A 24,108-nucleotide genomic window follows, 5' to 3' on the forward strand; every position below is an offset into this window, starting at 1 on the left:
TCTCCAAAAAGATCGGGAGGCCGCTGATGCGACCTCCCGGGGGACGTTAAGGGGGTGAAACCTACTTTGCGGCGAAGCTGATCGTGCCGGCCGACTCCGCGGTCAGGGGTTCCGTGCCGGCCGGTAGTCCGTTCACCGAGAGGATGTATGCCGCGATGTCGGCATAGACCTCAGGCGTCAGGGATTCTGGTGCGGCGGGCGGCATGCTGTGCACCTTGGCCACGAAATCCACGGCGGAAGTTCCTTCCCAATTGGGCTGGAAGAACTCACCGGCCAGCGGCGGGCCATAGGTGTTGTTGGTCAGCGTGTCGCCATGGCAGACGGCGCAGTTGGCATTGAACGCCGTCTTGCCCGACGCAACCTGGGCGTCGGTAAAGCTCGGCAGGTCTGCCACCGGAACAGCTGCTGCCGGCGCCGGGGCGCTGGTGCTGGTCGAGGCCGCCGCCTGGTTCTGACCCCGCAGTGATTGCTCATCGGCCGGCTTGACCTTGCTCGGATCACCTTCTCCTGAATAGGTGAAGGCGATGAGCTGGCCGGGATTGTCGAGGTCGGTCGTCGTGCCACCCGCGACGTTCTCGGCAACGCCCGAGGCATCGGTCACCACATAGATGGTCTTGCCATCAGCGCTGACGGCAATGTCGCGGTAGCGGTTGTTGGTTTGGAAATAGCGCTCGATGGTGCCATTCACCTTCTTCCCGCTTTCATCGAGCGGGAGCATGTAGATCGACCCGCGCTTCAGGGTGGGGGCGAGCAGCACCTTGCCCCAGCCGGGAATGCGGTCATCGCCGCCTTCATAATACTCGACGCTGGTGATGCCGACGGTGGGCCAGCAGATGAAGTCGAGGCCCTTGCAGTCCGCCACCACGAAGTTCCACCCGGTATCGACGGTGAACATGGTGGCAATCGGGTCAACCATGGGTTCGGTGAACGCAGTCTCGGGCACGTGAGGAACATTGTCCGGGATGACGTATTCGCTGAACGTGGTCTCCGCACAGGGCGGGTTGGCCGCGAGTTCCCAGTTGGCGTGCTCATAGGCTTTGTCGTCCTTGAACCCGACGACGTTTGACCAGCCGTAATTGCCGCCGCTGGTCAGGATGTTGACCTCGTCATCGGTCTTGGGGCCGTGTTCGGTGGCGTAAAGCGTGCCGTCCGGGCCGAAGTCGATGCCCTGCATGTTGCGATGGCCATAGGTAAAGACGTGGCTTTTGACGCCACCCAGTTCCGGATTGTCGTTCGGCACGGAGCCATCCAGGTTGAGCCGCAGGGATTTGCCGACATAGGAGACGTAGTCCTTGGCGGCCAACTCGTCGGCGGTCGGCAGCCGCTGCGCCTCGATGGGGAGACACACATTGGCGCCCTGGTTATTCCCCTGGTCGCCAATCGTATAATAGAGCGTGTTGTCGGGCCCGACCTTGAGGCGCCCTGAATTGTGGTCATTGCTTGCCGGCAGCCCGGTGATCAGGTCGACGGGATCACTCAGCGTACCATCGGCCTCGTTGTAAGAGAGCCGGATGATCTTGGTGTAGAGCTTGTAATAGGGGCTGCTGGGGTCGGTGACCTGCGGGTCCGGGCCCTTGGCCTCGTCGATGTAGGTGTAGGCCGTATAGACGTAATCGTTGCCGGTGCCTTTGCCGAGTTCGGGATGCAGGGCCATGCCCATCAGGCCATCCTGTCCGCCGGGCGCCGAAATCTCGTCGATGGTGATCGCCACCTTCTGCTCGCCCGTGGCCGGGTCGATGCGACTGATGCGCTTGCCGGTCCGCTCGGTGATCCACAGCATGCCATCGGGGCCCAGCGTCAGTTCCCACGGATTGGCGAGATCCTTTGCCACCACCGATTCTGTGAATTGTTTTGCCCCGGTGACGTATGAATCAGGGCCTTGTGCAACTGCCGGAGCGACCAAGGCAGTGCAGGCAAGAAGCGCGCAGGCGATCTTGGGAGATATCATGTCAGCATCCTTTCGCGGTCGGGCGTAGAACGCGTGAACCTCAAATTCGTTCACTGCCTCCCGGATGCGCGAAAACCGCCGGTAACCTGCTGAGTCCAAGGCGTTTGGCGGCCGCGCCCTATATCTGCCTTGACACCGCCGCACACTCCCGGCAAACGCCCAGAAACTGGACACTCTCCCTCGAGAGTGTCTAACTGCGCACCGACAAGGGGGCCTTCATGACCAAACGCGCTTTCACATTTCCGGGGCAGGGTAGCCAGGCAGTCGGCATGGGCAAGGATCTTGCCGCAGCCTTCCCCGAAGCCCGCGCCGTATTTCAGGAAGTCGACGAGGCCCTCGGCCAGCGCCTTTCCGCGACCATGTTCGAAGGCCCGGATGATATCCTGCGCCTCACCGAGAATGCCCAGCCCGCGCTGATGGCGGTGAGCGTCGCGGTCATCCGCGTGCTCGAAGCCAAGGGCGTGCGCCTGGCCGATCATGCCGCCTATGTGGCTGGCCATTCGCTCGGCGAATATTCGGCGCTCTGCGCTGCCGGCACGTTCTCGCTGTCCGACGCGGCTCGCCTGCTGAAGACGCGCGGCCAGGCCATGCAGAAGGCCGTTCCCGTTGGGCACGGCGCTATGGCTGCCTTGCTGGGCCTCGATCTCGAAACCACCCGCGAAGTTGCTGCCGAAGCTGCCCAGGGCGATGTCTGCGACGTGGCCAATGACAATGCTCCCGGCCAGGTCGTGGTTTCCGGCGCGACGGCGGCAGTCGAGCGCGCTGTTGAAATCGCCAAGGCCAAGGGCGCAAAGCGTGCTCTGCTCCTGCCGGTCAGTGCACCATTTCATTGCTCGCTGATGCAGCCCGCCGCTGAGGCAATGGCCGCAGCGCTGGCAGAAGTCACCATGAATGCTCCGGCCGTGCCGCTGGTCGCCAACGTGCTGGCATCCCCAATTTCCGACCCCGCCGAGATTCGCCAGCGTCTGGTTGAGCAGGTCACCGGCGTCGTCCGCTGGACCGAGAGCGTCACCTGGCTGACCACCACCGGTGGCGTGACCCATCTGGCCGAGCTGGGTGCCGGCAAGGTGCTGACCGGCCTGGCCAAGCGTATCAACGCCGATGCGGTGGCAACCGCCGTTGGCTCACCCGCCGATATCGAAGCCTTTGCGGCCGAACTGTTGGCATAAGACCTTGAATCAGGCTGTGAATGGCTTGAATCACTCTCTCCGTGGAGAAGACTAAATGTTTGATCTGACTGGCAAACGCGCTCTGGTTACGGGCGCCAGCGGCGGCATCGGGCGCGAAATCGCCAAAGCACTTGCTGCAGCCGGCGCGACCGTCGCCCTGAGCGGCACGCGTGTCGCGGCGCTGGAAGCCACTGCCGCCGAAATCGGCAAGCCGAGCCCGATCCTGCCCTGCAACCTGTCCGACCTCGCCGAGGTCGACAAGCTCGTCCCGGCTGCGGAAGCCGAGCTGGGTGGCCTCGACATTCTCATCAACAATGCCGGCCTCACGCGCGACAACCTGTTCATGCGCATGAAGGACGAAGAGTGGGACGAGGTGATCGCGGTCAACCTCACCGCAGCATTCCATCTCAACCGCAGTGCACTACGTGGCATGATGAAGCAGCGTTTCGGCCGCATCATCGGCATTTCTTCGGTTGTCGGTGTCATGGGTAACCCCGGGCAGGGCAACTATGCCGCCTCCAAGGCTGGCCTGATCGGCATGAACAAGGCGCTGGCCCACGAAGTTGCCAGCCGCGGTATTACTGTCAATTCCATCGCCCCCGGCTTCATTGCTTCGGCAATGACCGATGAGCTCAATGACAAGCAGCGCGAGTCGATCCTTTCGACGATTCCAGCCAATCGGCTGGGCACTGCACAGGAAATTGCCGCCGCTGCGGTTTTCCTGTCGAGCGATGCAGCAGGCTACATCACTGGGCACACGTTGAACATCAACGGCGGCATGGCGATGATCTGATAAAAGGCCGAAAGCCGTTGAAAACCGGCTGTTAGGCTTCTGGTGGTGCGGCTCCAAGTGTGATACTCGCCCCGCCAGTTACCCGTGGCAGACTGCCTTGCGGGCGCATCGAACCGCGCCTACATTGCCTCCAAGTCAGCCAAACGGTGCTTGAAGATTTGGCACTGCGCCAATAAGAAGCGAAACGAAACCTCGATTTCGAAAAGGGAAGTCAAATATGAGCGATGTCGCTGATCGGGTCCGCAAGATCGTTGTGGAACACCTCAATGTGGACGCCGAGAAGGTTGTCGAGAAGGCTAGCTTTATCGACGATCTGGGTGCGGACTCCCTCGACCAGGTTGAGCTGGTGATGGCATTCGAAGAAGAATTCTCGGTCGAGATTCCGGACGACGCTGCTGAAGGCATTCAGACCTTCGGCGATGCCGTTTCCTTCCTCACCAAGGCCGTCGGCTAAGCCCGCGGGCTGAGCCGAGATAGGCAGTAAAACATGGAATTGCGACGCGTCGTCGTTACCGGGATGGGTCTTGTAACCCCCCTCGGCTGCGGTGTTGAAGCCACTTGGGCCAATATCCTGGCCGGCAAGAGTGGCGCTAAACGGATCGACGACTTCCAGGTCGATGATATTGCCTGCCAGATCGCCGCACAGCTTCCGCTGGGCGATTATGCGGACGGGAAATACAATCCGGACGAATGGATGGACGTGAAGGATCAGCGTAAAGTTGACGCCTTCATCGTCTACGCCATGGCTGCTGCAACTCAGGCTATCCAGGATGCGGGCGTTGAGCCCAAGACCCAGGAAGAGCAGGAACGCACCGGTGTTCTGATTGGTTCGGGTATTGGTGGTATCGGCGGCATCTATGATGCTTCCGTGCTCCTCCACGAAAAGGGTCCACGCCGGATCAGCCCGTTCTTCATTCCTGGCCGCCTGATCAACCTGGCTTCTGGCTATGTGTCGATCCGTTTCGGTCTCAAGGGTCCGAACCATTCCGTCGTTACCGCATGTTCCACGGGAGCGCACGCCATTGGCGATGCCGCGCGCCTGATCGCCCTGGGCGATGCGGACGTGATGGTGGCCGGTGGCACTGAAAGCTGCGTCAATCGCCTGGCACTCGCCGGCTTTGCTGCAGCCCGTGCGCTGTCGACCGGTTTCAACGACAACCCCCAGGCCGCATCGCGCCCTTACGACAAGGATCGCGATGGGTTCGTCATGGGTGAGGGTGCAGGGATCGTCGTGCTCGAAGATTACGAGCGTGCGAAGGCCCGTGGTGCCAAGATCTATGGCGAAATCATCGGCTATGGCCTCAGCGGCGATGCCTATCACATCACCGCGCCGTCGCCTGATGGCGATGGTGGCTTCCGCGCCATGAGCGCGGCGGTCAAGCGTGCTGGCATCAGCGCTTCGGACATCGACTACATCAACGCCCACGGTACCTCGACGCCTCTCGGCGACGAGATCGAGCTGGGCGCTGTGACGCGCGTTCTGGGCGATGCGGCCGCTACGACGGTGATGAGCTCGACCAAGTCTGCCATCGGTCACCTGCTGGGTGCCGCTGGTTCGGTCGAAGCCATTTTCTGCCTGCTGGCGATGCGGGATAGCGTGGCGCCGCCAACGCTCAATCTCGATAACCCATCGGTCGAAACCGTGATCAATCTGGCGCCCAAGATGGCCGTCAAGAAAGAGATCAACGTGGCGCTTTCCAACAGCTTCGGCTTTGGCGGCACCAATGCGTCTCTCGTGATGCGCAAGGTCAGCTGATTATCCACGACTCTATGAGAGGCACACTGCGCTCGCGCGCAGTGTGCCTCTTGTCTTTGTGGCGTGGCATGCAAAGAATGCCGCGGCCATGAGGCTGACTCAAACCGGTGACAAGACCGGCCGCATCTCCATGCTTGCGGGCTACCAGGGTGAACCAGCACGATGAATGATCGCAAAACCAGGCGCCGCCGTTCCAGCAATGGGTTTATCGATATTCTCAATGGCTTGCTGACCCTTCTGGTCATCGGCCTGCTCGTCGCCGGGGGCCTCGCGGTCTACGGCGCATCCCAGTTTTACGGGGCAGGACCCCTCAAAGAAGAGACCACGTTCCGGGTCGAATCGGGATCGGGCCTTTCGTCCATCGCGACGCGCCTTGAAGAGCAGGGGCTCATCTCCAATCAGTACATTTTCCAGCTCGGCGGTCGCGTGCTCGAGCGCCAGTCGGTCATCAAGGCCGGCGACTTCCGCATTCCCGCTGGCGCCAGCATGGCCGAGATCCTCAAGGAGCTCAGCGAAGGCAATCCCATCCGCTATGCAGTGACTATTCCCGAGGGCTGGACTTCGTGGGAAGTGCTGCAGCGCATCAACGGCGACAGCAACCTCACCGGTGAAGTCTCGACCCTGCCGCCGGAAGGCTCGGTCCTGCCTGGCAGCTACGATTACGTTCCCGGCGATACCCGCCAGTCGGTGCTCGACAAGATGCAGACCGCGATGACGGACGCTCTGGCCTCCATATGGGCGGAGCGCGACCCCGATCTGCCGCTGGAAACTCCCGAGCAGATGCTCGTGCTGGCTTCGGTCGTGGAAAAGGAAACCGGCGTTGCCAGCGAACGGCCACAGGTCGCGGCAGTCTTCGTCAACCGCCTGCGCGAAGGCATGCGTCTGCAGTCCGACCCGACCATTATCTACGGTATCACCAAGGGGCAGGGCTCCCTTGGCCGCGGCATCCGCCGCTCCGAGATCGAGGCCAAGACCGAGTACAATACCTACCAGATCAATGGCCTGCCGCCGACGCCGATCGCCAATCCGGGCATCGATGCGCTGCGTGCCGTTGCCCACCCCGATAGCCACGACTACCTCTATTTCGTGGCCAAGGGCGCAACTCCGCGCGAGGGCCACGTCTTTGCGGAAACCTATGCCGCGCATCAGAAGAACGTCGCCCAGTATCGCAAGATAGCGGCCGAGGCTGCTGCACAGGCCGAAGCCGACGCCGAAGCCGCCCGCCAGGCGCTGGAGGCCGAGCAGGCCGGCGCCGCGGCCGAGCCTGCAGCACAGTGAGCCAGTCGCTCGCCAGCATGACAGGCTACGCGCGTGCCACCGGTTCGGTGCCGGGCGCGTCCTTCGCCTGCGAAGTCAAATCGGTGAACGGTCGAGGCCTTGATGTCCGTCTTCGGCTGGCGCCTGGCTTTGACGCCCTCGAAAGCGATATCCGCCAGTTGATCGGCAAGACGCTGTCGCGCGGCTCGCTGACCTTCAATCTTTCCGTCGAGCGCGATGGGGCTGGGGGCGATCTGCTGGTTAATCGGCAGGCCCTTTCCACGGTCCTTGCCGCCATCGACGAGCTGAGCGGCAAGATCACCGCGGCGCCGCCAACCCTGGATGGCATTCTCGGCCTTAAGGGCGTGCTCGAGCAACGCGACACGCCCATGTCCTCCGAGGCCGAGGAAACTTTGTCGGCTGGCATTCTCGAGGCCGCTGCGCAGGCGCTCAAGGGCTTGGTGGCTGCACGCCGTCAGGAAGGCGCCCAGATTGCCCAGGTGCTGATCGACCGGCTCAACGAGATTGCCGCGCTCGTGCAGCGCGCGGAAAGCCATCCGGCTCGCAGCCGCGAGACCATTCTCGCCAAGCTCCGCCAGCAGGTGGCGGACGTCGCCTCCGACATCGCAATTCCCGAGGATCGCCTCGTTCAGGAAGCACTTCTGCTCGCCACCAAGGCCGATATTCGCGAGGAACTCGATCGGCTTGTGGCGCACATTGCCAGCGCCCGCCAGCTGATCGCGGGCGGCGGGGCGGTCGGCCGCCGGCTTGATTTCCTGGCCCAGGAGTTCAATCGCGAGGCCAATACCTTGTGCAGCAAATCCAATGCAGTGGAGCTCACGGCCATCGGCCTTGACCTCAAAGCTGCGATCGATCAACTACGCGAGCAAGTTCAGAACATCGAATAGGAATTGGCTGATGGAGTCTCAGCGTCGCGGCGTCATGCTGGTTATCGCTTCCCCTTCCGGGGCCGGCAAATCGTCCATTTCGCGCTCCTTGTTTCAGCAGGATCCCAATATCCGCCTGTCGGTCTCGGTCACGACGCGCGCTCGCCGCAGCGATGAAGTCGAGGGCATTCACTACTATTTCGTGGACGTGCCGACCTTCAACCGCATGAAGGCCGATGGGGAACTGCTCGAATGGGCGCAGGTCCATGACAACTTCTATGGCACCCCGCGCGCCAAGGTCGAAGAGCAGCTCGCGGTCGGCAACGACATCCTGTTCGACGTCGACTATCAGGGCACCCTGCAGCTCTATAAGCAGAGCCGCAAAGACATGGTGACGGTGTTCATTCTTCCCCCAAGCATCAGTGAACTGCGCTCCCGTCTTGAGCGCCGTGCGCAGGACAGCGCTGGCACCATCGAAAAGCGCCTGCGCAATGCCAAGATCGAGATGCAGCATTTCGGCGAATACGACTACATCATCATCAATGATGATCTTGAGGCCTCGACGCAGAAGGTGCGGTCCATCCTCGCCGCGGCGCGCCTGGCGCGCCCGCGTCTGACCCAATTGGATAATTTCGTCAAAGACTTGCAGGACCAGATCGATTCACTCTGAGAGCCAGTTGAATCGACGCGTGAAATGAAAAACGGGGCCAGTGGCCCCGTTTTCTGTTTATTCGGTCGCGTCTGCCTTTGGCATCCGTCGCAGTTCCGGCAGGGCACGTGCCATCGCCAAGAATGCCTCGATGGCCAGGTCCTCGGCGCGCTCGTCGCCCTTGAGCCCGGCAGCGGCCAACAGGCCCTCCACAGGCACGCCAGCGGCCTTGAGGCTCTGCCGCACCATCTTGCGGCGCTGCCCGAAGGCAGCACGTGTGATGTGCTCGAGATCCCTAACCTTCACGTCGTCGCCAACCGGCTTGGGCACCAGATGCACCACGGCCGAAGTCACGTTGGGCGGCGGCACAAAGGCCTGTCGGCCCACATTGAAGGCGATCCGCGCATCGGTGCGCCAGCCCGCCAGTACGCCAAGGCGTCCATAGGGATCTTCCCCCGGCTGCGCGCAGATGCGCTCGGCAACCTCACGCTGAAACATCAGCGTCAGGCTCTCGAAGAACGAGGGCCACGGGTCCTGCGTTAGCCACCCGGTCAGCAGGGGCGTCGCAATATTGTAGGGCAGGTTGGCAATGATCCGCGTGGGGCCGCTCGCCAGCTGGCGGTAGTCCATTTCCATGGCGTCGCCTGAGATCACCGTCAGGCGGCCGGGATAGGCCTCGGCGATCTGCGCCAGGGCGGGCAGGGCACGCGCGTCCCGCTCGATGGCGATCACTTCACGTGCGCCCTCGGCCAGCAGGGCGCGCGTGAGCCCGCCCGGGCCCGGACCCACCTCGATGACGCGAACGCCTTCCAGCGACCCGGAAACACGCGCTATGCGTGACGTCAGGTTAAGGTCGAGCAGAAAGTTCTGGCCCAGCTCTTTCTTGGCACGAAGCCCGTGTTCCGCGATGACTTCGCGTAGAGGGGGGAGGTTGTCGATTTGGCTCATCGTGTCGCCGTCATTGTATCGGCCATCCGGATGGCTGCGAGAAAACTGGCCGACGAGGCGCGTCCGGTGCCGGCAATATCGAAGGCCGTGCCGTGATCGGGCGACGTCCGCACGATGGGCAGGCCAAGGGTTACGTTGACGGCATCCTCGAAAGCCACCGTCTTGATCGGGATCAGCGCCTGATCGTGATACATTGCCACCACGGCGTCATAGCGCTCCCAATGCGCTGGGTAGAACAACGTGTCGGCGGGCAGGGGGCCGACCGCCGCGATGCCTTCAAACTGCAGCTGGGTAATAGCCGGCCCGATGATTTCAAGTTCTTCCCGGCCGATGGCACCGCCTTCGCCGGCATGAGGATTGAGCCCCGCCACCCCGATCCGGGGATTGGCAATGCCGAAGCGGCGCTTGAGATCACTTGAGATTACCTGGATTGTCTCGACGATCAGCTCCCGCGTCAGTAGGTCGGGGACGTCACGTAGCGGCACGTGGATCGTCACCGGCACAGCGCGCAGGCCGCCATGGGCCAGCATCATCACAGGCAGGCGCGGCTTGCCGCCAAGGGCGCAGAGTTCTGCCAGGAATTCGGTATGGCCAGGATGCTTGAACCCGGCATGATAGAGCGCACCCTTGTGGATAGGCGCGGTTACGAGCCCCCGGCATAGGCCTGTGAGCGTCGCCGTCACCGCAGCTTCGATGGAGCGGATAACGGCTCCAGCGGAAAGCGGCGACGTCTGTCCGGGATGGTCGGGCACCAGTCCCTCGACGCTCACGACAGGCAGTGCATTGTCAAAGGTGGCGTTGGCCTCTTCCGGCTTCACACTCACCACAGCCACGGGCAGCCCCAGCCGCTCGGCGCGGGATTTGAAGAAGTCGGCATTGCCGAAAACGCAGAAGGGGCTGAGCCCCAGTTCCGCCCGGCGCGCAAACAGAGACAGGATAATGTCGGGACCTACGCCTGCAGGTTCGCCCATGCTGATGGCCAGCGGCTTGTCCATATCCCCCCCAAACAGGCAAACGGAGCCCGCGATTGGCAATCAACCGCCCCGGCTCCAGCAGGTAGAAGGGCCCGCTAGCGCGGGCCCGGACTGATTAGTTGTAGATGATCTTGGCGCGCTTGCGCAGATCGGCGAGGTAGGTGGTCACCTGTCCCGCGAGAGCCTCATTGCCGGCCGAGGCGCGCAGGTCGCCCTTGATGAAGGTCAGGTCCTGCGCCTGGGCCTTTTCGCAAACCGCCAGCATGGAGACGCCGGATTCAACGACGCGTGGCTTGGTGATGCCGCCAACATTGAGCCCGGCCAGTTCCTTGGCGATGGCTTCTGGCAACTGGGTGGCATGGCGGCGGCCGACATCGATCACGGCGGCGTCGGTGTAGCGCAGCGACAGATCAACCGCGGAACCGCAGCCCGAGAAATTCGAACGGTAGTTGCTTGCCTGGCCAGTACGGCCACTCGAGCCGGGGCCAACAAAGATGATCTCTTTGAGGATGTAGTCGAACGTCTGGTAGGGCTGAACCTTGGTGGCAGCCTGCTGGTCCAGGGAAAGCTCGGAAATTTGCACCTGCGGCATGATTGCGGCTTCGGTGATGGCATTCCAGGCGATGGCGGCGCGCAGGCGATCCTTGAGCGTATCCATGTTGACGCCGCCCTGCTGCAGCATGGCCACCAGCCGGTCCTGGCTGACATTCATGTTGCGGGCGATCTGCAGCATGGCTTCGTCGACCTGCGTATTGGTCACCGTGATGCCGAGGCGCTTGGCTTCCGACATCTGGATGGCTTCGTCGATCAACTGTTCGGTTGCGCCCTTGGTGCCGGTCTTGTTGCCTTCGAGCACGAAGAGCTTCATGCGCTGGGAAACCTGCATGTCGGTGATCGGGGTGCCGTCAACGGTCACCTTCACGTTCTGTGCAAAGCTCGGTAGGGCTGCGCTGAAAGAGAGCGCTACGCCTACGAACACGGCGCTCGCAGCGCGCCCCCAGAAATTCATTGCCATCGTTGTCTTCCGCCTCGTGTCAAAACACCCGCTCTCAATGCGGTGGGAACGGCGCGCTGTCAATTGCCCCACGAATGAGGCCAAAATCCGATACTAGAACTTGGGTACCGGCACGACGCCCGTGTGCCCCACGTTCAGTCCCGCCGGAGCCTTGAGGCGGAACGTCGCCGTGACGCGAGTATCGTTGGGTGTGCTGTGCGTCGGTCCGGTGCGAACGGCGTCTGCGCCAAAGGCCAGGAAACCGTCGTCATAGCCAACGCCGCCGCCAAACTGCAGCCAGGTATTACCCGCCAGATCCCAATAGGTGTTGGCCTTGACCGTCCAGTAGTCGGCCACCGGAACGCCGACTTCGCCACCAATCTCATGCGCGCTGTCGGCCATACCACCGGCGGGGTTCGCTGCAAGATAGGTGTAGTCGAGCGTGGCGCTGTAGCCGTCTGCCGCGTAGCTGGCGCCCAGCCCGGCGCGCGCGATGCTGGGATTGGTGGTGTCGATCTGAACCTTGCCGCCCAGCTTGAGCCCGGGCACGAAAGAGCCATAGGCACCAAGCACCGCATAGGATGCAGTTCCGCCCAGCCCGCCGCCCGCTGCCGTCAATGCGGCATCGGTCGTGTCGAAGGCGTTGACCCCGGCGAGATGGAACGACTGACCGGCAATCAGTTCCACATAGCCGCCATTTTCGAAGTTGGCCTGATAACGGCCGCCGACATTGGCACGCAGGCCCGTTTCCTGGCGGTCGCTGCCCGAGAAGCGGTTGTAGCTGAACAGGTTCGTGTCATCGAACACGAAGCTCTGGGCGTTATCATTGGTGATGCCGACCGCCGCTGTGTCGGATCCGCGATAGACCGCCTGCGCGATCGGTTCGATCAGGTGAACAGTCGAGCCGTCATTGGCCGCTACTGGGAAGCGGACATCCATCGCGGCGATGGGCGTTGCACTCCAAAGCGTCGTTGCGCCGGGCAGGGTGGGGCTGGTGCCATCGTAATAGGCAGCGTCTGCCCGTCCACCGAGATAGGGCGTTGCCACAAAGCCGCCAGCGCCGATCCACTGCGTCTGCCATCCAGCCTGCAGCGTCGCGTGCTGCTTGTTCCCGGCGTAGCCGTTGGTATAGGGCACGCCGCCGCTGACGCCATTAGAATCCAGTTCGCGGCGCACGCCAAGCAGGCGCCCGCTGATCTCGATCCGGCCGCGGTCTTGGCCAAGTTCCTCGATATGGTCGAACCGCAGAGCGGGCAGGGCCTGCCCCTGCTTGTTCTGATCCGCCGCGGTATAGTCGCCCAGCCGATTGAACTCCTGCACACGGGCATCAATGAATGTGTCGGAGGTTATGTGGGTCGCGTAGACTTCGTTGACCGATGACTTGGCCACGACCAGCCGATAATCGGGGAGATAGGCCGCGTCGGTGAACGCGGTGTAGCTCCAGCCCACCGTCCAATCTGCGATAGGCGTAAATTCGCCGGATGTCTGCACCGCGCCGCGCCAGTCGCGCTGGGCGTCGGCGAAGGAGAATGCGTTCTTGTCGAGCTGATAGAGCCCTGAGGCCTTGATGCGGAAGGAACCGGAATCAAACCGCTGCACCCATTCGGCACCCATCAGGAACCCCTGGCGCGTCATCAGCGTCGGGGTGAGGATGATGTCAGTCCAGCGGCTCGTATGTGCGTAGTAGGGCACTTCCAGCCGGTGCCCCGTCTGATCGCTGTAGTCGTAAGTCGGCATGCGTACATTGGCGAGCGCGGTTGCGCTGGTGTCCGGCAGCCACAGATAGGGGAGCCAAGCGACCGGCAGGCCGAGCAGGGCCAGCGATGGCTGCTCGAGATACAGCGACCGGTCTTCGGCATTGTAGGTCACGCGCTCGGCGCTGATCGACCAGCCTATGCGGCGGCCTGAATCATCAATGCACTCGCCACATGGAGCGTAAGTGGCCTTTTCGAGAATCGTGCGCAGGGCGACGTCATAATCGGCGCTCTCTGCGGTCACGCGGGCGCCATCATAGGTGGTCAGCGTCAGCGAATTGATGAAGGCCTGCTTGAGCCCACCGGTCACATCAAGATCGGTCATTTCGGCCAGATTGCCGGACGGATCGCGTACCGATACCGAGCCGACGAATTTCAGGGTGCCGTTATTGCGATTGTAGACGAGGCTCTGCCCGCGCAGCGAATAGCCGCCCTGGTTGAGCACCACGTCGCCATTGGCGGTAATGGTGTTGGTCGCGCTGTTGAAGCTCAGCGTCGCGGCTTCCACGGCTGTGGGCGCGCTGCTGTCGACGGGGGCGTTGAACAGGTCCATGGGCATGAGCCCCTGGGCAAGGGCATTGGACGACAGGGCAAGCGCAAGCAGCGCGCTGGCGCAGGCCAGGCGGCGTGGCGATATCACCCTCTTGGCTTTCGCCTTCATCCTCACGCGCGCCCGTCTTCCTTGTGCAACAACACCGTCACGCCGATGACGATTGCTACAAACGCTGGTCCGACTGCCGCAAACGTGGGGTCGAGAACGCCAGTCGACCCGGCACGGTCGGCCATCTCGGTAATCACGAACACAACGAACCCAAGCACGATCCCATAGAGAACCGCGGGACCATAATTAGAGCCTCTTCGATAACCTGCGGTAAACGCAAAAGCAATGAACAGAGACCCGGTTAGCACAAGCGGCAGCGCCAGCAGCTTGATCATGCGCATGGTCGCGGCGCTCCGCATGGAACTGTCGCTCACGCCGGCCTTAAGCAGTGCCGCCAGCTCAAAAAAAGTCATGTCCTCGGTGGATGCGAGCTTCAGGTTAAGCTCGGCGGGCGAGGAGTCTGTGGGCAGCGCGTAGTTGGTCACCACCTCGAGCGGCTTGTCCGGATAGCGCAGCGTCGCGGTGGGGAACACCCACTGGCCCTGTTCGAGCACGGCTGACGGCGCCTCGATGCGGGGCTGGTCATCCGTACCCAGGTGAAACACCGTCACCGCGCCGAGCACCGTGCCGCCCGGCTGCATGCCCGACGCCGTCAGCACATAATGCTGCCCCTCGTTGCGCTGCTCCAGCCAAACCTCATCGGCTGGCATCAGCATTGCGGCCTGTCCCGGGGGGGTGGGGTAGAGGTCCCGGTTGATCTGCGTACTAGCGGTTTCCAGCACCAGCGAGATCGCCAGACTCACCAGCGCGATTGCGATGACCGGCGCGCGCACCGTCCGCCAGATCGAGATGCCGCTGGCCTGGATCACCGTCAGTTCGTGGCGGCTCTTGAGGTCCATGAACCCCAGGATAGCGCCCATCAAGACGGTCACCGGCAGGGTCTTGATGGTCCAGCGAACCGCGCTCATCAGCACCATAACGATGGCCATGGGCATGCCGTGGTTATCCGCGACGAAATTGAACCGCCAGGTATCGAGCGACTCGACCAGGGCGATCAGCCCATAGAACACGAATACCGTCACCCCGATGCGGCTGCCGAGGCGATTGAGCACCAGCCAATCGATGCGGCTCATGGGGCGCCCCCCAGAATGATCGGACGCGGGCGCATGCGCATCATCAGGGTGCAGCCGGCGATTATCACGAGAACCAGCGCGCCGGTCGCAGTGCCGATCGGGCTATAGGCGCTCAGGCCGCGCTCGGCGAAAGCAATCAGCAGCACGCCGGCCTCCATCGGCACCGCGAAACGCGTGCGCTTGCCGCTGGGAAAAGCCAGCATCGCCAGCACCATCATGGCCATGCCGATCACGCGCAGGCCCTCGGCCATGCGATTGGTCAGCATCATCACGCGCTGCTCGTTCCAGTCATTGTTGGCAATGCCCTCGCGCACAAGCTCGATACTGTCCTGCTCCTGCATCGGGTCGGTCCAGCCCACAGATTGGGCCAGGCTTTCCACGCTGACGTCGTACCGCGCGAAGGAGACTTCGGAGAAACGGCCGGTATCCTCGGCATATTCGAGCCGCCCGTTGCGCAGCTCGATGATGTAGTTCTCCCCATCGGTGGAAACTCGGGCGGTATCGGCGATGTAGGTGCGGCGCATGCCCGCTTCGCGCCGGTCGTCGGCGAAGAACTCAGTGATTTCGCCATTGCCGGATCGCCCGCCGATCAGCAGGATCACGCCCGGCGTTACCTGCGTGAAGCGCCCCGGCTTGAGGGTGGAGCTGACGAGATCGGCAGCAATGCTGGCGCTCAGCGCGTTGAGCCGCCGGTTGGCATAGGGTTCGACGAAATTGGACAGCAGCAGCACGCCGATAACGCCCACGCCAGTGACGACTGCAGTGGCGCGCCACAACGAGCCCAGTCCATAACTGGTGTGGATGATATGCAGCTCGCGATTGGCTTGCAGCGCCTGCAGCGCGCGCGCCAGCCCGATGCCGATGCAGATATAGAAGAACGAGATGGCCAGCGGCGGCATCGTCAGCAGCGCCTGCACGCCAAGCACGACAATGCTCTGCCCCTTCACAGAAACCACGTCAAAAGAGCGCAGGCAGTTGACTAGCCACAGCAGGAAGCACACGACGCCGAACAAAATGACGGCATCGGTGACAAACAGGCGTGCGAGATAAGCTGTCAGTCTCTTCATGCGGTTCGGCCAGCAACTCCGGGGAGCGGGGTAGCCCGCTTTCGGCGCGAACCTTGGTGCAGTTCGCCACCTCATACAAGTCAGGGTTTCGCACTGTGCGGATTTTGCCCACCGGCCTGTTGCGGGATTGACGCGGCGCGCAAAGCTCTCAATGTAAGGCTTTCCTGTTCGTCCGGCTTCTCAGCCCGTCCTGCCCATCAAGGCCCGCAATGTCTCAATCCATCGCTATCCGCGTCGCTGCGCTGTCCGGCGCTACCGCACCCCTGACCGTCATCTATGCTGCCGAAAACGCTGCTCCCGCTGGGGCCGCTGCCGCTGTCTGGCAGGCGACCGGGCTCGACTGGGCCGAGGCCGCTGCAGCTAGCGCCTTCAAGGGCAAGCAGGGGCAGGTGCTCGATGTGCTCGGCACCGGTGGCAAGCGCCTGCTGGTTCTGGGTAGCGGCAAGGCCGACGCAGCCGTGCAGCTCAATGGCTGGACGGATCGCGGCGGCTCGCTGCTGGCCAAGATCGCCGCCACCCGTGCCGCCGACGTTGCGGTCGTGATCGATGAACCCGGCGCCGGCGCTGCTGCCGTCGCGGAGCTGGCCGCCGGCCTTCGCCTTCGCCACTACCGCTTCGACAAGTACAAGTCCGCCCAGGCCGACGATGCTCCGGCCGCTTTGACCGTGACGCTCCATGTCGCCGATCCCGCTGCGGCCGCAACCGCCGTTGCGGATCGTGGCGCTACCGTCGATGGCACCATTCTCGCGCGCAACCTCGTCAACGAACCTGCCAACGTGCTGGGTCCGGTGGAGTTTGCCGCTCGCGCTTCCGAACTGTCGGCCCTTGGCGTCGAAGTCGAAGTGCTTGAGCCTGCCGCCCTCGAAAAGCTCGGCATGGGTTCGCTGCTCTGCGTCGCGCAGGGCTCGGACCGTCCGGCCCGCCTCGTGGTCATGCACTGGCGCGGTGGCAAGGCAGGCGACGCGCCGCTGGCCTTCGTCGGCAAGGGCGTCGTTTTCGATACCGGCGGCATTTCCATCAAGCCAGCCGCCAGCATGGAAGACATGAAGGGCGACATGGGCGGGGCTGCCGCGGTGACCGGCCTGATGCTGGCGCTTGCGGGCCGCAAGGCCGCGGTCAACGTCGTCGGCGTGATCGGGCTCGTCGAAAACATGCCATCGGGCAAGGCCGTGCGGCCGGGCGACATCGTCAAGGCGATGAGCGGCACCACGATCGAGGTGATCAACACCGACGCCGAAGGCCGCCTCGTTCTGGCCGATGCGCTCTGGTACACGCAGGATCGCTTCAAGCCGCGCTTCATGATCAACCTGGCAACGCTGACCGGCGCCATCGTCGTGGCTCTCGGCCATGAGCATGCTGGCCTCTTCTCCAACAATGACGAACTGGCTTCGCGCCTGCTCGACGCTGGCCTGGCTTCCAACGAAAAGCTCTGGCGCATGCCGCTGGCACCCGCCTATGACAAGCTGATCGAATCCAAGTTTGCCGATATCCGCAACTCGGTCGGCCGTCCTGCCGGCTCCATCACCGCGGCGCAGTTCCTGCAGCGCTTCGTCAACGATGTGCCATGGGCGCATCTGGATATCGCCGGAACCGCTTTCGCCGCGGGCACTTCGGAGGTGAATACCTCATGGGCGCCGGGCTTTGGCGTGGCCTTGCTCGACCGTCTGGTCAGGGATCACTACGAGGGCTAATCTAGCCCGGCATCTTTGGAGCACCGCGTGCCCGACGTCCTCTTCTACCATCTCGAAGCCCGCCCGCTTGAAGCGGTCATTCCACTATTGCTGGAAAAGACCCTTGAGCGCGGCTGGCGCGCGGTGGTGGAAGTGGGCTCACCCGAGCGCGCCGAGACGCTGGATACCCATCTCTGGACCTGGCGCGATGACAGTTTCATCGCGCACGGTCTTGCCGGCGAGGAGACCGATCCGCACCAGCCGGTGCTGATCACCACTGGTACCGAAAATCCCAACGGCGCCAATGTCCGGTTCTTCGTGGATCGGGCGGTGCCGCGGGACATCGAGGGCTACGAGCGCGTGGTCTACATGTTCTCCGGCCATGATCCCGACGCGGTGGTCGAGGCGCGGGGCGCCTGGGCGGCGCTGCGGGGCGCCAACAAACTGACCTATTGGCAGCAGGAAGCCGATGGTCGCTGGACCAAAAAAGCATGACGCCTGACCTCGCGAGCCCGAGTCGTCACACCCTTCCAGAAGATATCTTTGCCATGCTTATCGGCACCATGCTGGTGTCGCTCGGCATCGTTTTCTACGCCGAGGTTACCCTCATCACCGGCAGTACGGCTGGTTTAGCGCTGCTGCTGCAATATGTTACCGGCATTCCGTTCGGCTGGCTGTTCTTTGCCATCAACCTGCCGTTCTACATTTTAGCGGTGCTGCGCATGGGCTGGCCCTTCGCGATCAAGACCTTCGTCTGTGTGGCGCTGGTGTCCTTTTTCTCCGCCCACATTTCGGACTGGCTTGATATCTCCCGGATCGAACCGCTCTATGCGGCCATTGTGGGCGGCGGCATGATCGGCCTCGGAATTCTTTCGCTGTTCCGCCACAAGGCGAGCGTCGGAGGGATCAACATTCTCGCCTTGTATTTGCAGGATAATTTCGGAATTCGGGCTGGCTATTTCCAGCTTGGCATCGATGCCGTGATCCTGATTTCGGCGTTCTTCGTGCTGCCATTCGACAGGGTGATTTACTCCATCATCGGGGCGGTGGTGCTCAATCTGATCATCGCCACCAATCACCGCCCCGGCCGCTATGTCGGTTTCAGCTAGGCGTGAAGCGGTTTCCTGAGCGGGTAGGGGCCTCTTCCGCTTCCTCTTCTTCGACATACTCGTCGCCATAGGCGCCGAGGATGTCGGTGAGGTAGAGGTCGCGCATGTATTCAGCGAGTTCGTAGCAGTAAACGACCTCGCTTTCGCCGGGATAGTAATAGGCGTTGGCCTCGCCGCACTGCATGGCCCGGAACACCACAGGGCCGGGCAATACGTAGCGGCCCATCACCAGATCAGCAGTGTTTTCAAGCAGTTGGCGTGACATGAGTTCGTCGGCGAACTCCTGATAATCGCCGGCATCCTCATAGATCACTTCGATGGCGACACCTGGCTCATCGACCACGGCATGGTCCTCGAGCACCCGCGTCCAGCTTTCCTCGGCCTGGGCATAGGTATAGGCGCAGCCTTCCTGCCGGTCGGCGTCCATTTCATAGGCGTCGGCGGTCTCGGCAAAGGACTCCGGGTCATTGCCCACCATCATGCAAACCATGGCGTAGGCGCGCTGGATGTCGAGGCTATGGTCCGAATAATATGAAAGAGATTCAATACCTTCGCCGGTGCTGTTGACCGCCTGGAAGTACCAGCCGTCAGCGGCGTCAATCAGCGCGTTGTGGCGTTCGATCTCGTCATCATTGGGGGCTAGCATCATGATGGCGGCCAGGGCGTCGGCGGCATCCTCTTCCTTGCCCAGAACGGGCAGGTTGAGCTCGCCAATCAACATGTGCCCGGTCTCGTGGTACATGGTGAACATGGCGTCGTGCATGGCAAATTCCATAGCCCATGCAAGGTCTTCGTCGGAATAGCCCTGCGCGATCGCGCCGCTGCTCATAGCCGCGCCGATGCAGAGCGCGGTGCCCCAGGTCCGAATATTCATGCTGTCCCCCAAGGTCACGAATCGGACCCCGCCTGCAGTTTTACTGCGAGTGGGGTGTCGCCGCCAACGGGAGACAGAAATCTACTTGGAGTTACCGCTAAGCCGTTAGAGTTTCGGCTTTTTTTTGCTTGCCGAAGGTCGGTGTCGCGGCGGTGTAGAGATCCATGTAATCCTGCATCAGCTCGTAGCAGAAAATGATCTCGACGGTTTCCGGGTCGTAGAAGGCATTGGCTTCGCCGCAGCGCTTGGCGTTGAAGGCCACCGGGGTGGTGAGATTGTAATTCCGGCGCAGCTCGTCGGCGACCTCGTCGAAGACGCCACTGGCCCGGAAAGCATTGGCAGCGCTGCGTAATTTGCCGGTGACCGGATGGTAGGTCACCGTCACCCTGGTGCCCTGGCCACTCTTGAGATTGCGTCCGCCCAGCAGTCCCGAGAGGGAGCGATCGACGGTTTCATAGTCCCAGTAGCAGCTATCCTGCCGGTCGCGCTCCATACGATAATCGTCAGCAATCCGGCGAAATGTTGAATCGTCCTTGCCGACCATCATGCAGACAATCTGGTAGGCGCGCTGCTTGTCGAGGCTGTGGCCCGCGGCGAAATCGTCCTCATACTCGCCACTGCCATAGGCTTCGCCAGACAGCAGCCAGCCGCGGGCCGCATCGGCTAACACATTGTCATTGCGCGGATTTCTCTGCTTGAGCAGGATCCATGTGGCCACGTTGTCGGCCGCATCCTCCTCGCGGCCCAGCACGGGCAGGTCGAGCTGATGGAACAGCAGGTGAGCGACTTCGTGGTACAGCACGAACAAGCTATTGCTTGCAGCAAACTGACGATCTTCTTGCTGTTTCTGCTTGTTCAGCGGCTGTGCCTGCGCTGTGGCGGGGATGCAGAGCATTCCCGCCAGCAGTGCAACAATCAGCGCAGACCCGAAACGACCCATAAGAGACTTTCAGCCGAATTCACCGGTCAAGGCAACGACAATGGCGTGTCACTGTCAACGACCGGTCAATCGCGTTCGGCCTCTTCGAGTTCGGCGCTGAGCGCCAGCCATTTTTCTTCGTTGGTTTCGAGCTCGGCGGCGAAGCGCGCCTTGTCCTTGCCGAGGGCGATCACCTTGTCCGGCGCACCGTTGTAGACCTTGGGGTCGGCGAGCTGGGCCTCGATCTTGTCGAGTTCCTTCTTGAGCCGGTCGATCTTGGTCTCGGCATCCTTGATGGAGGCCTTGATGGGGGCGACTTCGGCGCGCTTGGCGGCAGCTTCCTGCTTGGAGAGCTTGCGCTCGCCCTTGGCGCCATTGCCGCCACCCTTGCCTTCCTTGGTCGAGGTAATGCTGCGCTGGTAGCTGTCGAGGTCTTCGTCGAGCTCGCGGATGGTGCCGCCTTCGGCGATCCACAGTGTGTCGCAGGTGGCTTCGATCAGGTGGCGGTCGTGGCTGATGATCAGCACGGCGCCTTCGAAGTCGTTGAGCGCGTGAACCAGGGCATCGCGGCTGTCGATGTCGAGGTGGTTGGTCGGCTCGTCGAGGATCATCATGCCCGGGCCGCCAAAGGTGATGAGACCCATCAGCAGGCGAGCGCGCTCGCCACCCGAAAGGTTCTTGGCCTTGGTGTCCATGCGCGACTTGGTCAGACCCATCTGGCTGAGACGCGAGCGGCGCTTGGCTTCGCTCTCGGTCGGCATCAGGTCCACGATATGCTCGAACGGGGTCCATTCGGGCTTGAGCTTGTCCATCTGGTGCTGGGCGAAGTGAGCGATCTCGAGCTTCTTGCCCTTGCGCAGCGTGCCGCCCATCGGCGCGATGTCGCCAGCCAGCAGCTTGGCGAAGGTCGACTTGCCGTTGCCGTTCACGCCGATCAGCGCGATGCGGTCTTCGGGGTCGATGCGCATGTTGATGTTGCGCAAGATGGTCTTGTCGCCATAGCCGGCCGAAACGCCGTCCAACGTCAGCATCGGGGTCGGCAGTTCGACTTCTGGCTGCTGGAAGGTGAAGGGGGCAGCGTATTCGTCGAACATGGCTGCCGGTGGCTTCAGCTTCTCGATCATCTTCATGCGCGATTGCGCCTGCTTGGCCTTGGTAGCCTTGGCCTTGAAGCGATCAACGAACTTCTGCAGGTGGGCGATCTGTTCAAGGGACTTTTCGCGGCCCTTGTTGTTCAGCTCCATCTGCATGCGGCGGGTGGTTTCGAACGTGTCGTAATTGCCCTTGTAGAAGGTCAGCTTGCGATGCTCGAGATGGATGATCGAGTTGACCGACTTGTTGAGCAGGTCACGATCGTGGCTGATCATGAAGACGGTGTAGGGGTAGGTCGCGAGATACTTCTCGAGCCAGAGCGTGCCTTCGAGATCGAGATAGTTGGTCGGTTCGTCGAGCAGCAGCAGGTCGGGCTGGCTGAACAGCACACCGGCCAGGGCGACGCGCATGCGCCAGCCGCCCGACAGTTCGTGGGTCGGCGCATTCTGGCGATCCTGCTCGAAGCCCAAGCCCTTGAGAATGGACGACGCACGGCCCTCGGCCGAATAGGCGTCGATATCGGCCAGGCGCGTATAGACCTCGGCGATGCGGTCCGGGTCGGTCGCGGTCTCTGCCTCTGCAAGGAGCGCAGTGCGTTCCTTGTCGGCGGCCAGCACAACATCGAGAACGCTTTCATTGCCGGCGGGCGCTTCCTGCGCCACCGCACCAATGCGGGCCTTCTTGTTCAGCTCGATCGAACCGGCATCGGGGTGGATGTGGCCCTGGATCAGATGGAACAGCGTGGTCTTGCCCGTGCCATTCTTGCCGACGAAGCCGGTCTTCGAGCCAGTGGGCAGCACCACTGAAGCGTCTTCGAACAGCTCGCGACCCTGAATGCGATAGGTGAGATTGTTGATGGTCAACATAGCGGGGCAATCTTTGGAGAGGGGCAGGGCGCCCGCGGCAACAAGGCCAGCACGGCAAGTACCCTGCGAAAAAATCGTTTGGCGGTTGGATAGAGTTAAGCAGGCCTTATGGCAACCGGCTTTGCCGCATTAGAGGCGCTCTGCGGCTTCACGGCAGCAGGGCGGGCAGCTCCGCGAGGAAGTCAGCGCGCACGATCGGGCCTAGATTGTCGGCGGCGCGTTTGCCATCCACGCGCAACCGCGCGAACACCACGGCGTCTTGGCCTCGTTCGGCCCAGCCCACGAACCACCCGAGCGGGCGGTCGCGGAAATAGGCTCCATTGGCGTCGGAGACCCAGCCACTGCCGGTCTTGCCACTGACCGTCCAGCCGCCAGCCTCGAAATCGGGAAGGATGGTCGCCGCCCAGCGCTGTGCGTTGGAGGAGACGGGCAGGGTGCCCAACACCAGCTGGCGCACGAAATCCACCTGCTCGTCGGGGGAGATGAGCAGCGACGCGCCCAGCCATGAATGAGTGAGGCCATTGTTCTGGCCCGGCACGCCCGAGACGTCTGCATTGCCGTAGTTCAGGCCGGTCATGTAGCGGGCGAAGGTCTCGGGGCCGAGTTGCCTCGTGATTTCGCGGGAGTACCACAGGACCGAATCCCGCTCCCAGATCGTGGGGTCGACCGGCTTGTGGTCGCGTTGCGGCGCCGTGAGGCCCGGCTGCCAGTCCCAGTGCGGCGTCTCGGCATCGACAAGAATACCCGCATCGTAGCCGACCACTGCCAGTGGCAGCTTGAAGGTGGAGGCGGGCGCGAAGCGCTGGTCGCAGGTGCCATCACGCAGCAGCACGTCGCCGCTGCGCGCATCGAGAATGACCGTGCAGTTGAGCGGCTCGGCCGCCAGCGCAGGCCCGGCGGCGACAGAGGCGAGCAGCAGTGCGATGGACAGGCGTGAAAACATGGGCTGGTTTCCGGTGACAGGACCCTTGAGAAGCCCGCATGGCGTGTCGAAAATGTGAAGAACGGCGTGAGCGGCAGCAGAAAGCTGTCGCCGCATGGCTGGCACGCTCTTCGCCGTCTTGTGTCTGTCGTTATCTACCGCTAAAAGGCGCCACCTCTTAAACAGACCCATTCAAGGATCGATCCATGGCGCTCGAACGCACTTTCTCCATCATCAAGCCCGATGCCGTCCGTCGCAACCTCATTGGCAAGATCCTGGCCAAGTTCGAGGAAGCCGGTCTGCGCCCCGTCGCTCTGAAGAAGATCCACATGACCCGCGCACAGGCCGAAGGCTTCTACGCAGTTCATAAGGAACGCCCCTTCTTCGGCGAGCTGGTCGAGCAGATGATCGCATCGCCCGTCGTCGTGCAGGTTCTGGAAGGCGAAGGCGCCATCCTGAAGAACCGCGAAGTCATGGGCGCAACCAACCCGGCCCAGGCCGCTGAAGGCACCATCCGCAAGGAATTCGCCCTGTCGATCGGCGAAAACTCCGTCCACGGTTCGGATGCTCCGGAAACCGCTGCTGAAGAAATCAAGTTCTTCTTCAACGACGACGAAATCGTCGGCTAAGCCCATCCGCTAAGCAAATTTCGAAGGCCGCCCGCCGGGCGGCCTTTTTTCTTGTTTGTGCTATCATGCACACCATCAGGATCTCCATGGCCCCCTC

At 62.4% G+C, this 24,108-nt stretch carries 22 protein-coding genes; 11 read left to right on the forward strand and 11 right to left on the reverse strand.

Features of this window, described 5'->3' with window-relative positions; all coding sequences use genetic code 11:
* Positions 1–61: 61 nt before the first annotated feature.
* On the reverse strand, positions 62–1,831 hold the full coding sequence (locus ACZ5WT_RS12965) for a glucose/sorbosone family PQQ-dependent dehydrogenase (protein WP_464284206.1): 1,770 nt from the start codon (positions 1,829–1,831) through the stop codon (positions 62–64).
* Between the two features lie 335 nt (positions 1,832–2,166).
* Between ACZ5WT_RS12965 and fabD the strand changes: the two genes are divergently transcribed.
* The 7 genes from fabD (at position 2,167) to gmk (ending at position 8,480) form a co-directional block, all read left to right on the forward strand.
* The gene (gene fabD, locus ACZ5WT_RS12970; RefSeq protein ID WP_464284207.1) at positions 2,167–3,117 is read left to right on the forward strand and encodes an ACP S-malonyltransferase; all 951 of its coding nucleotides are present in this window, start codon (positions 2,167–2,169) and stop codon (positions 3,115–3,117) included.
* Positions 3,118–3,172: 55 nt separating this feature from the next.
* Positions 3,173–3,910, forward strand: coding sequence for a 3-oxoacyl-[acyl-carrier-protein] reductase (gene fabG, locus ACZ5WT_RS12975; protein WP_464284208.1), 738 nt, complete (start codon positions 3,173–3,175; stop codon positions 3,908–3,910).
* Positions 3,911–4,127: 217 nt separating this feature from the next.
* Positions 4,128–4,364 carry an acyl carrier protein gene (locus ACZ5WT_RS12980; RefSeq protein ID WP_046138081.1) on the forward strand — a complete coding sequence of 79 codons (237 nt, stop codon included), beginning with the start codon at positions 4,128–4,130 and terminating at the stop codon, positions 4,362–4,364.
* Positions 4,365–4,403: 39 nt separating this feature from the next.
* The gene (gene fabF / locus ACZ5WT_RS12985) at positions 4,404–5,666 is read left to right on the forward strand and encodes a beta-ketoacyl-ACP synthase II (protein ID WP_464287210.1); all 1,263 of its coding nucleotides are present in this window, start codon (positions 4,404–4,406) and stop codon (positions 5,664–5,666) included.
* Between the two features lie 162 nt (positions 5,667–5,828).
* Positions 5,829–6,944 carry an endolytic transglycosylase MltG gene (mltG, locus tag ACZ5WT_RS12990; protein WP_464284209.1) on the forward strand — a complete coding sequence of 372 codons (1,116 nt, stop codon included), beginning with the start codon at positions 5,829–5,831 and terminating at the stop codon, positions 6,942–6,944.
* A complete protein-coding gene (locus ACZ5WT_RS12995; RefSeq protein ID WP_464284210.1) occupies positions 6,941–7,831 on the forward strand; it encodes a YicC/YloC family endoribonuclease in 891 nt (296 codons plus the stop codon). The genes mltG and ACZ5WT_RS12995 overlap by 4 nt, the downstream gene beginning before the upstream one ends.
* A 10-nt stretch (positions 7,832–7,841) precedes the next feature.
* A complete protein-coding gene (gene gmk / locus ACZ5WT_RS13000; protein WP_464284211.1) occupies positions 7,842–8,480 on the forward strand; it encodes a guanylate kinase in 639 nt (212 codons plus the stop codon).
* A 57-nt stretch (positions 8,481–8,537) separates the two neighbouring features.
* Here gmk and rsmA read toward each other — a convergent pair whose 3' ends face one another.
* The 6 genes from rsmA to ACZ5WT_RS13030 all read right to left on the reverse strand — a co-directional run bounded on the left by rsmA (position 8,538) and on the right by ACZ5WT_RS13030 (position 15,930).
* Positions 8,538–9,407: a 16S rRNA (adenine(1518)-N(6)/adenine(1519)-N(6))-dimethyltransferase RsmA gene (rsmA, locus tag ACZ5WT_RS13005; RefSeq protein ID WP_464284212.1), complete on the reverse strand. Its 870-nt coding sequence runs from the start codon at positions 9,405–9,407 to the stop codon at positions 8,538–8,540.
* The gene (gene pdxA, locus ACZ5WT_RS13010; protein ID WP_464284213.1) at positions 9,404–10,402 is read right to left on the reverse strand and encodes a 4-hydroxythreonine-4-phosphate dehydrogenase PdxA; all 999 of its coding nucleotides are present in this window, start codon (positions 10,400–10,402) and stop codon (positions 9,404–9,406) included. The genes rsmA and pdxA overlap by 4 nt, the downstream gene beginning before the upstream one ends.
* 94 nt (positions 10,403–10,496) lie before the next feature.
* Entirely contained in the window at positions 10,497–11,396 is a 900-nt protein-coding gene (locus ACZ5WT_RS13015) for a SurA N-terminal domain-containing protein (RefSeq protein WP_464284214.1), read from the reverse strand.
* Between the two features lie 93 nt (positions 11,397–11,489).
* A complete protein-coding gene (locus ACZ5WT_RS13020) occupies positions 11,490–13,790 on the reverse strand; it encodes an LPS-assembly protein LptD (protein WP_464284215.1) in 2,301 nt (766 codons plus the stop codon).
* A gap of 2 nt (positions 13,791–13,792) precedes the next feature.
* Positions 13,793–14,863, reverse strand: a complete 1,071-nt coding sequence (locus ACZ5WT_RS13025) for an LptF/LptG family permease (protein WP_464284216.1) — start codon at positions 14,861–14,863, stop codon at positions 13,793–13,795.
* The gene (locus ACZ5WT_RS13030) at positions 14,860–15,930 is read right to left on the reverse strand and encodes an LptF/LptG family permease (protein ID WP_464284217.1); all 1,071 of its coding nucleotides are present in this window, start codon (positions 15,928–15,930) and stop codon (positions 14,860–14,862) included. Before ACZ5WT_RS13030 ends, ACZ5WT_RS13025 begins: the two co-directional genes overlap by 4 nt.
* Positions 15,931–16,139: 209 nt before the next feature.
* Between ACZ5WT_RS13030 and ACZ5WT_RS13035 the strand changes: the two genes are divergently transcribed.
* Genes ACZ5WT_RS13035 through ACZ5WT_RS13045 form a run of 3 tightly spaced genes read left to right on the forward strand, consistent with a single transcriptional unit; the run spans position 16,140 to position 18,709 of the window.
* Positions 16,140–17,621 carry a leucyl aminopeptidase gene (locus tag ACZ5WT_RS13035; protein WP_464284218.1) on the forward strand — a complete coding sequence of 494 codons (1,482 nt, stop codon included), beginning with the start codon at positions 16,140–16,142 and terminating at the stop codon, positions 17,619–17,621.
* A gap of 27 nt (positions 17,622–17,648) precedes the next feature.
* Entirely contained in the window at positions 17,649–18,095 is a 447-nt protein-coding gene (locus tag ACZ5WT_RS13040) for a DNA polymerase III subunit chi (protein WP_464284219.1), read from the forward strand.
* Positions 18,092–18,709, forward strand: coding sequence for a YitT family protein (locus ACZ5WT_RS13045; protein WP_464284220.1), 618 nt, complete (start codon positions 18,092–18,094; stop codon positions 18,707–18,709). Before ACZ5WT_RS13040 ends, ACZ5WT_RS13045 begins: the two co-directional genes overlap by 4 nt.
* On the opposite strand, the gene ACZ5WT_RS13050 is transcribed toward ACZ5WT_RS13045, so the two are convergent.
* The 4 genes from ACZ5WT_RS13050 to blaOXA form a co-directional block, all read right to left on the reverse strand.
* Positions 18,702–19,583, reverse strand: coding sequence for a DUF4344 domain-containing metallopeptidase (locus ACZ5WT_RS13050; protein WP_464284221.1), 882 nt, complete (start codon positions 19,581–19,583; stop codon positions 18,702–18,704). The two genes, ACZ5WT_RS13045 and ACZ5WT_RS13050, sit on opposite strands and share 8 nt — an antisense overlap.
* Positions 19,584–19,680: 97 nt before the next feature.
* Positions 19,681–20,523 carry a DUF4344 domain-containing metallopeptidase gene (locus tag ACZ5WT_RS13055; protein ID WP_464284222.1) on the reverse strand — a complete coding sequence of 281 codons (843 nt, stop codon included), beginning with the start codon at positions 20,521–20,523 and terminating at the stop codon, positions 19,681–19,683.
* Positions 20,524–20,588: 65 nt separating this feature from the next.
* The gene (locus ACZ5WT_RS13060) at positions 20,589–22,460 is read right to left on the reverse strand and encodes an ABC-F family ATP-binding cassette domain-containing protein (protein WP_464284223.1); all 1,872 of its coding nucleotides are present in this window, start codon (positions 22,458–22,460) and stop codon (positions 20,589–20,591) included.
* Between the two features lie 148 nt (positions 22,461–22,608).
* The gene (gene blaOXA / locus ACZ5WT_RS13065; protein ID WP_464284224.1) at positions 22,609–23,403 is read right to left on the reverse strand and encodes a class D beta-lactamase; all 795 of its coding nucleotides are present in this window, start codon (positions 23,401–23,403) and stop codon (positions 22,609–22,611) included.
* A gap of 185 nt (positions 23,404–23,588) precedes the next feature.
* Here blaOXA and ndk point away from each other — a divergent pair, with 185 nt between their 5' ends.
* Positions 23,589–24,011, forward strand: a complete 423-nt coding sequence (gene ndk / locus ACZ5WT_RS13070) for a nucleoside-diphosphate kinase (RefSeq protein WP_464284225.1) — start codon at positions 23,589–23,591, stop codon at positions 24,009–24,011.
* Positions 24,012–24,108: the final 97 nt, after the last annotated feature.

It is taken from the genome of Devosia sp. T2-14 (assembly GCF_055397495.1).

Excerpts from the sequence above, each read along its gene's own strand:
- fabD (WP_464284207.1), top strand. The coding sequence starts at position 2,167 with ATGACCAAACGCGCTTTCACATTTCCGGGGCAGGGTAGCCAGGCAGTC.
- fabG (WP_464284208.1), top strand. The coding sequence starts at position 3,173 with ATGTTTGATCTGACTGGCAAACGCGCTCTGGTTACGGGCGCCAGCGGC.
- ACZ5WT_RS12980 (WP_046138081.1), top strand. The coding sequence starts at position 4,128 with ATGAGCGATGTCGCTGATCGGGTCCGCAAGATCGTTGTGGAACACCTC.
- mltG (WP_464284209.1), top strand. The coding sequence starts at position 5,829 with ATGAATGATCGCAAAACCAGGCGCCGCCGTTCCAGCAATGGGTTTATC.
- gmk (WP_464284211.1), top strand. The coding sequence starts at position 7,842 with ATGGAGTCTCAGCGTCGCGGCGTCATGCTGGTTATCGCTTCCCCTTCC.
- rsmA (WP_464284212.1), bottom strand. The coding sequence starts at position 9,407 with ATGAGCCAAATCGACAACCTCCCCCCTCTACGCGAAGTCATCGCGGAA.
- pdxA (WP_464284213.1), bottom strand. The coding sequence starts at position 10,402 with ATGGACAAGCCGCTGGCCATCAGCATGGGCGAACCTGCAGGCGTAGGT.
- ACZ5WT_RS13015 (WP_464284214.1), bottom strand. The coding sequence starts at position 11,396 with ATGGCAATGAATTTCTGGGGGCGCGCTGCGAGCGCCGTGTTCGTAGGC.
- ACZ5WT_RS13020 (WP_464284215.1), bottom strand. The coding sequence starts at position 13,790 with ATGAAGGCGAAAGCCAAGAGGGTGATATCGCCACGCCGCCTGGCCTGC.
- ACZ5WT_RS13025 (WP_464284216.1), bottom strand. The coding sequence starts at position 14,863 with ATGAGCCGCATCGATTGGCTGGTGCTCAATCGCCTCGGCAGCCGCATC.
- ACZ5WT_RS13030 (WP_464284217.1), bottom strand. The coding sequence starts at position 15,930 with ATGAAGAGACTGACAGCTTATCTCGCACGCCTGTTTGTCACCGATGCC.
- ACZ5WT_RS13035 (WP_464284218.1), top strand. The coding sequence starts at position 16,140 with ATGTCTCAATCCATCGCTATCCGCGTCGCTGCGCTGTCCGGCGCTACC.
- ACZ5WT_RS13045 (WP_464284220.1), top strand. The coding sequence starts at position 18,092 with ATGACGCCTGACCTCGCGAGCCCGAGTCGTCACACCCTTCCAGAAGAT.
- ACZ5WT_RS13050 (WP_464284221.1), bottom strand. The coding sequence starts at position 19,583 with ATGAATATTCGGACCTGGGGCACCGCGCTCTGCATCGGCGCGGCTATG.
- ACZ5WT_RS13055 (WP_464284222.1), bottom strand. The coding sequence starts at position 20,523 with ATGGGTCGTTTCGGGTCTGCGCTGATTGTTGCACTGCTGGCGGGAATG.
- ACZ5WT_RS13060 (WP_464284223.1), bottom strand. The coding sequence starts at position 22,460 with ATGTTGACCATCAACAATCTCACCTATCGCATTCAGGGTCGCGAGCTG.
- blaOXA (WP_464284224.1), bottom strand. The coding sequence starts at position 23,403 with ATGTTTTCACGCCTGTCCATCGCACTGCTGCTCGCCTCTGTCGCCGCC.
- ndk (WP_464284225.1), top strand. The coding sequence starts at position 23,589 with ATGGCGCTCGAACGCACTTTCTCCATCATCAAGCCCGATGCCGTCCGT.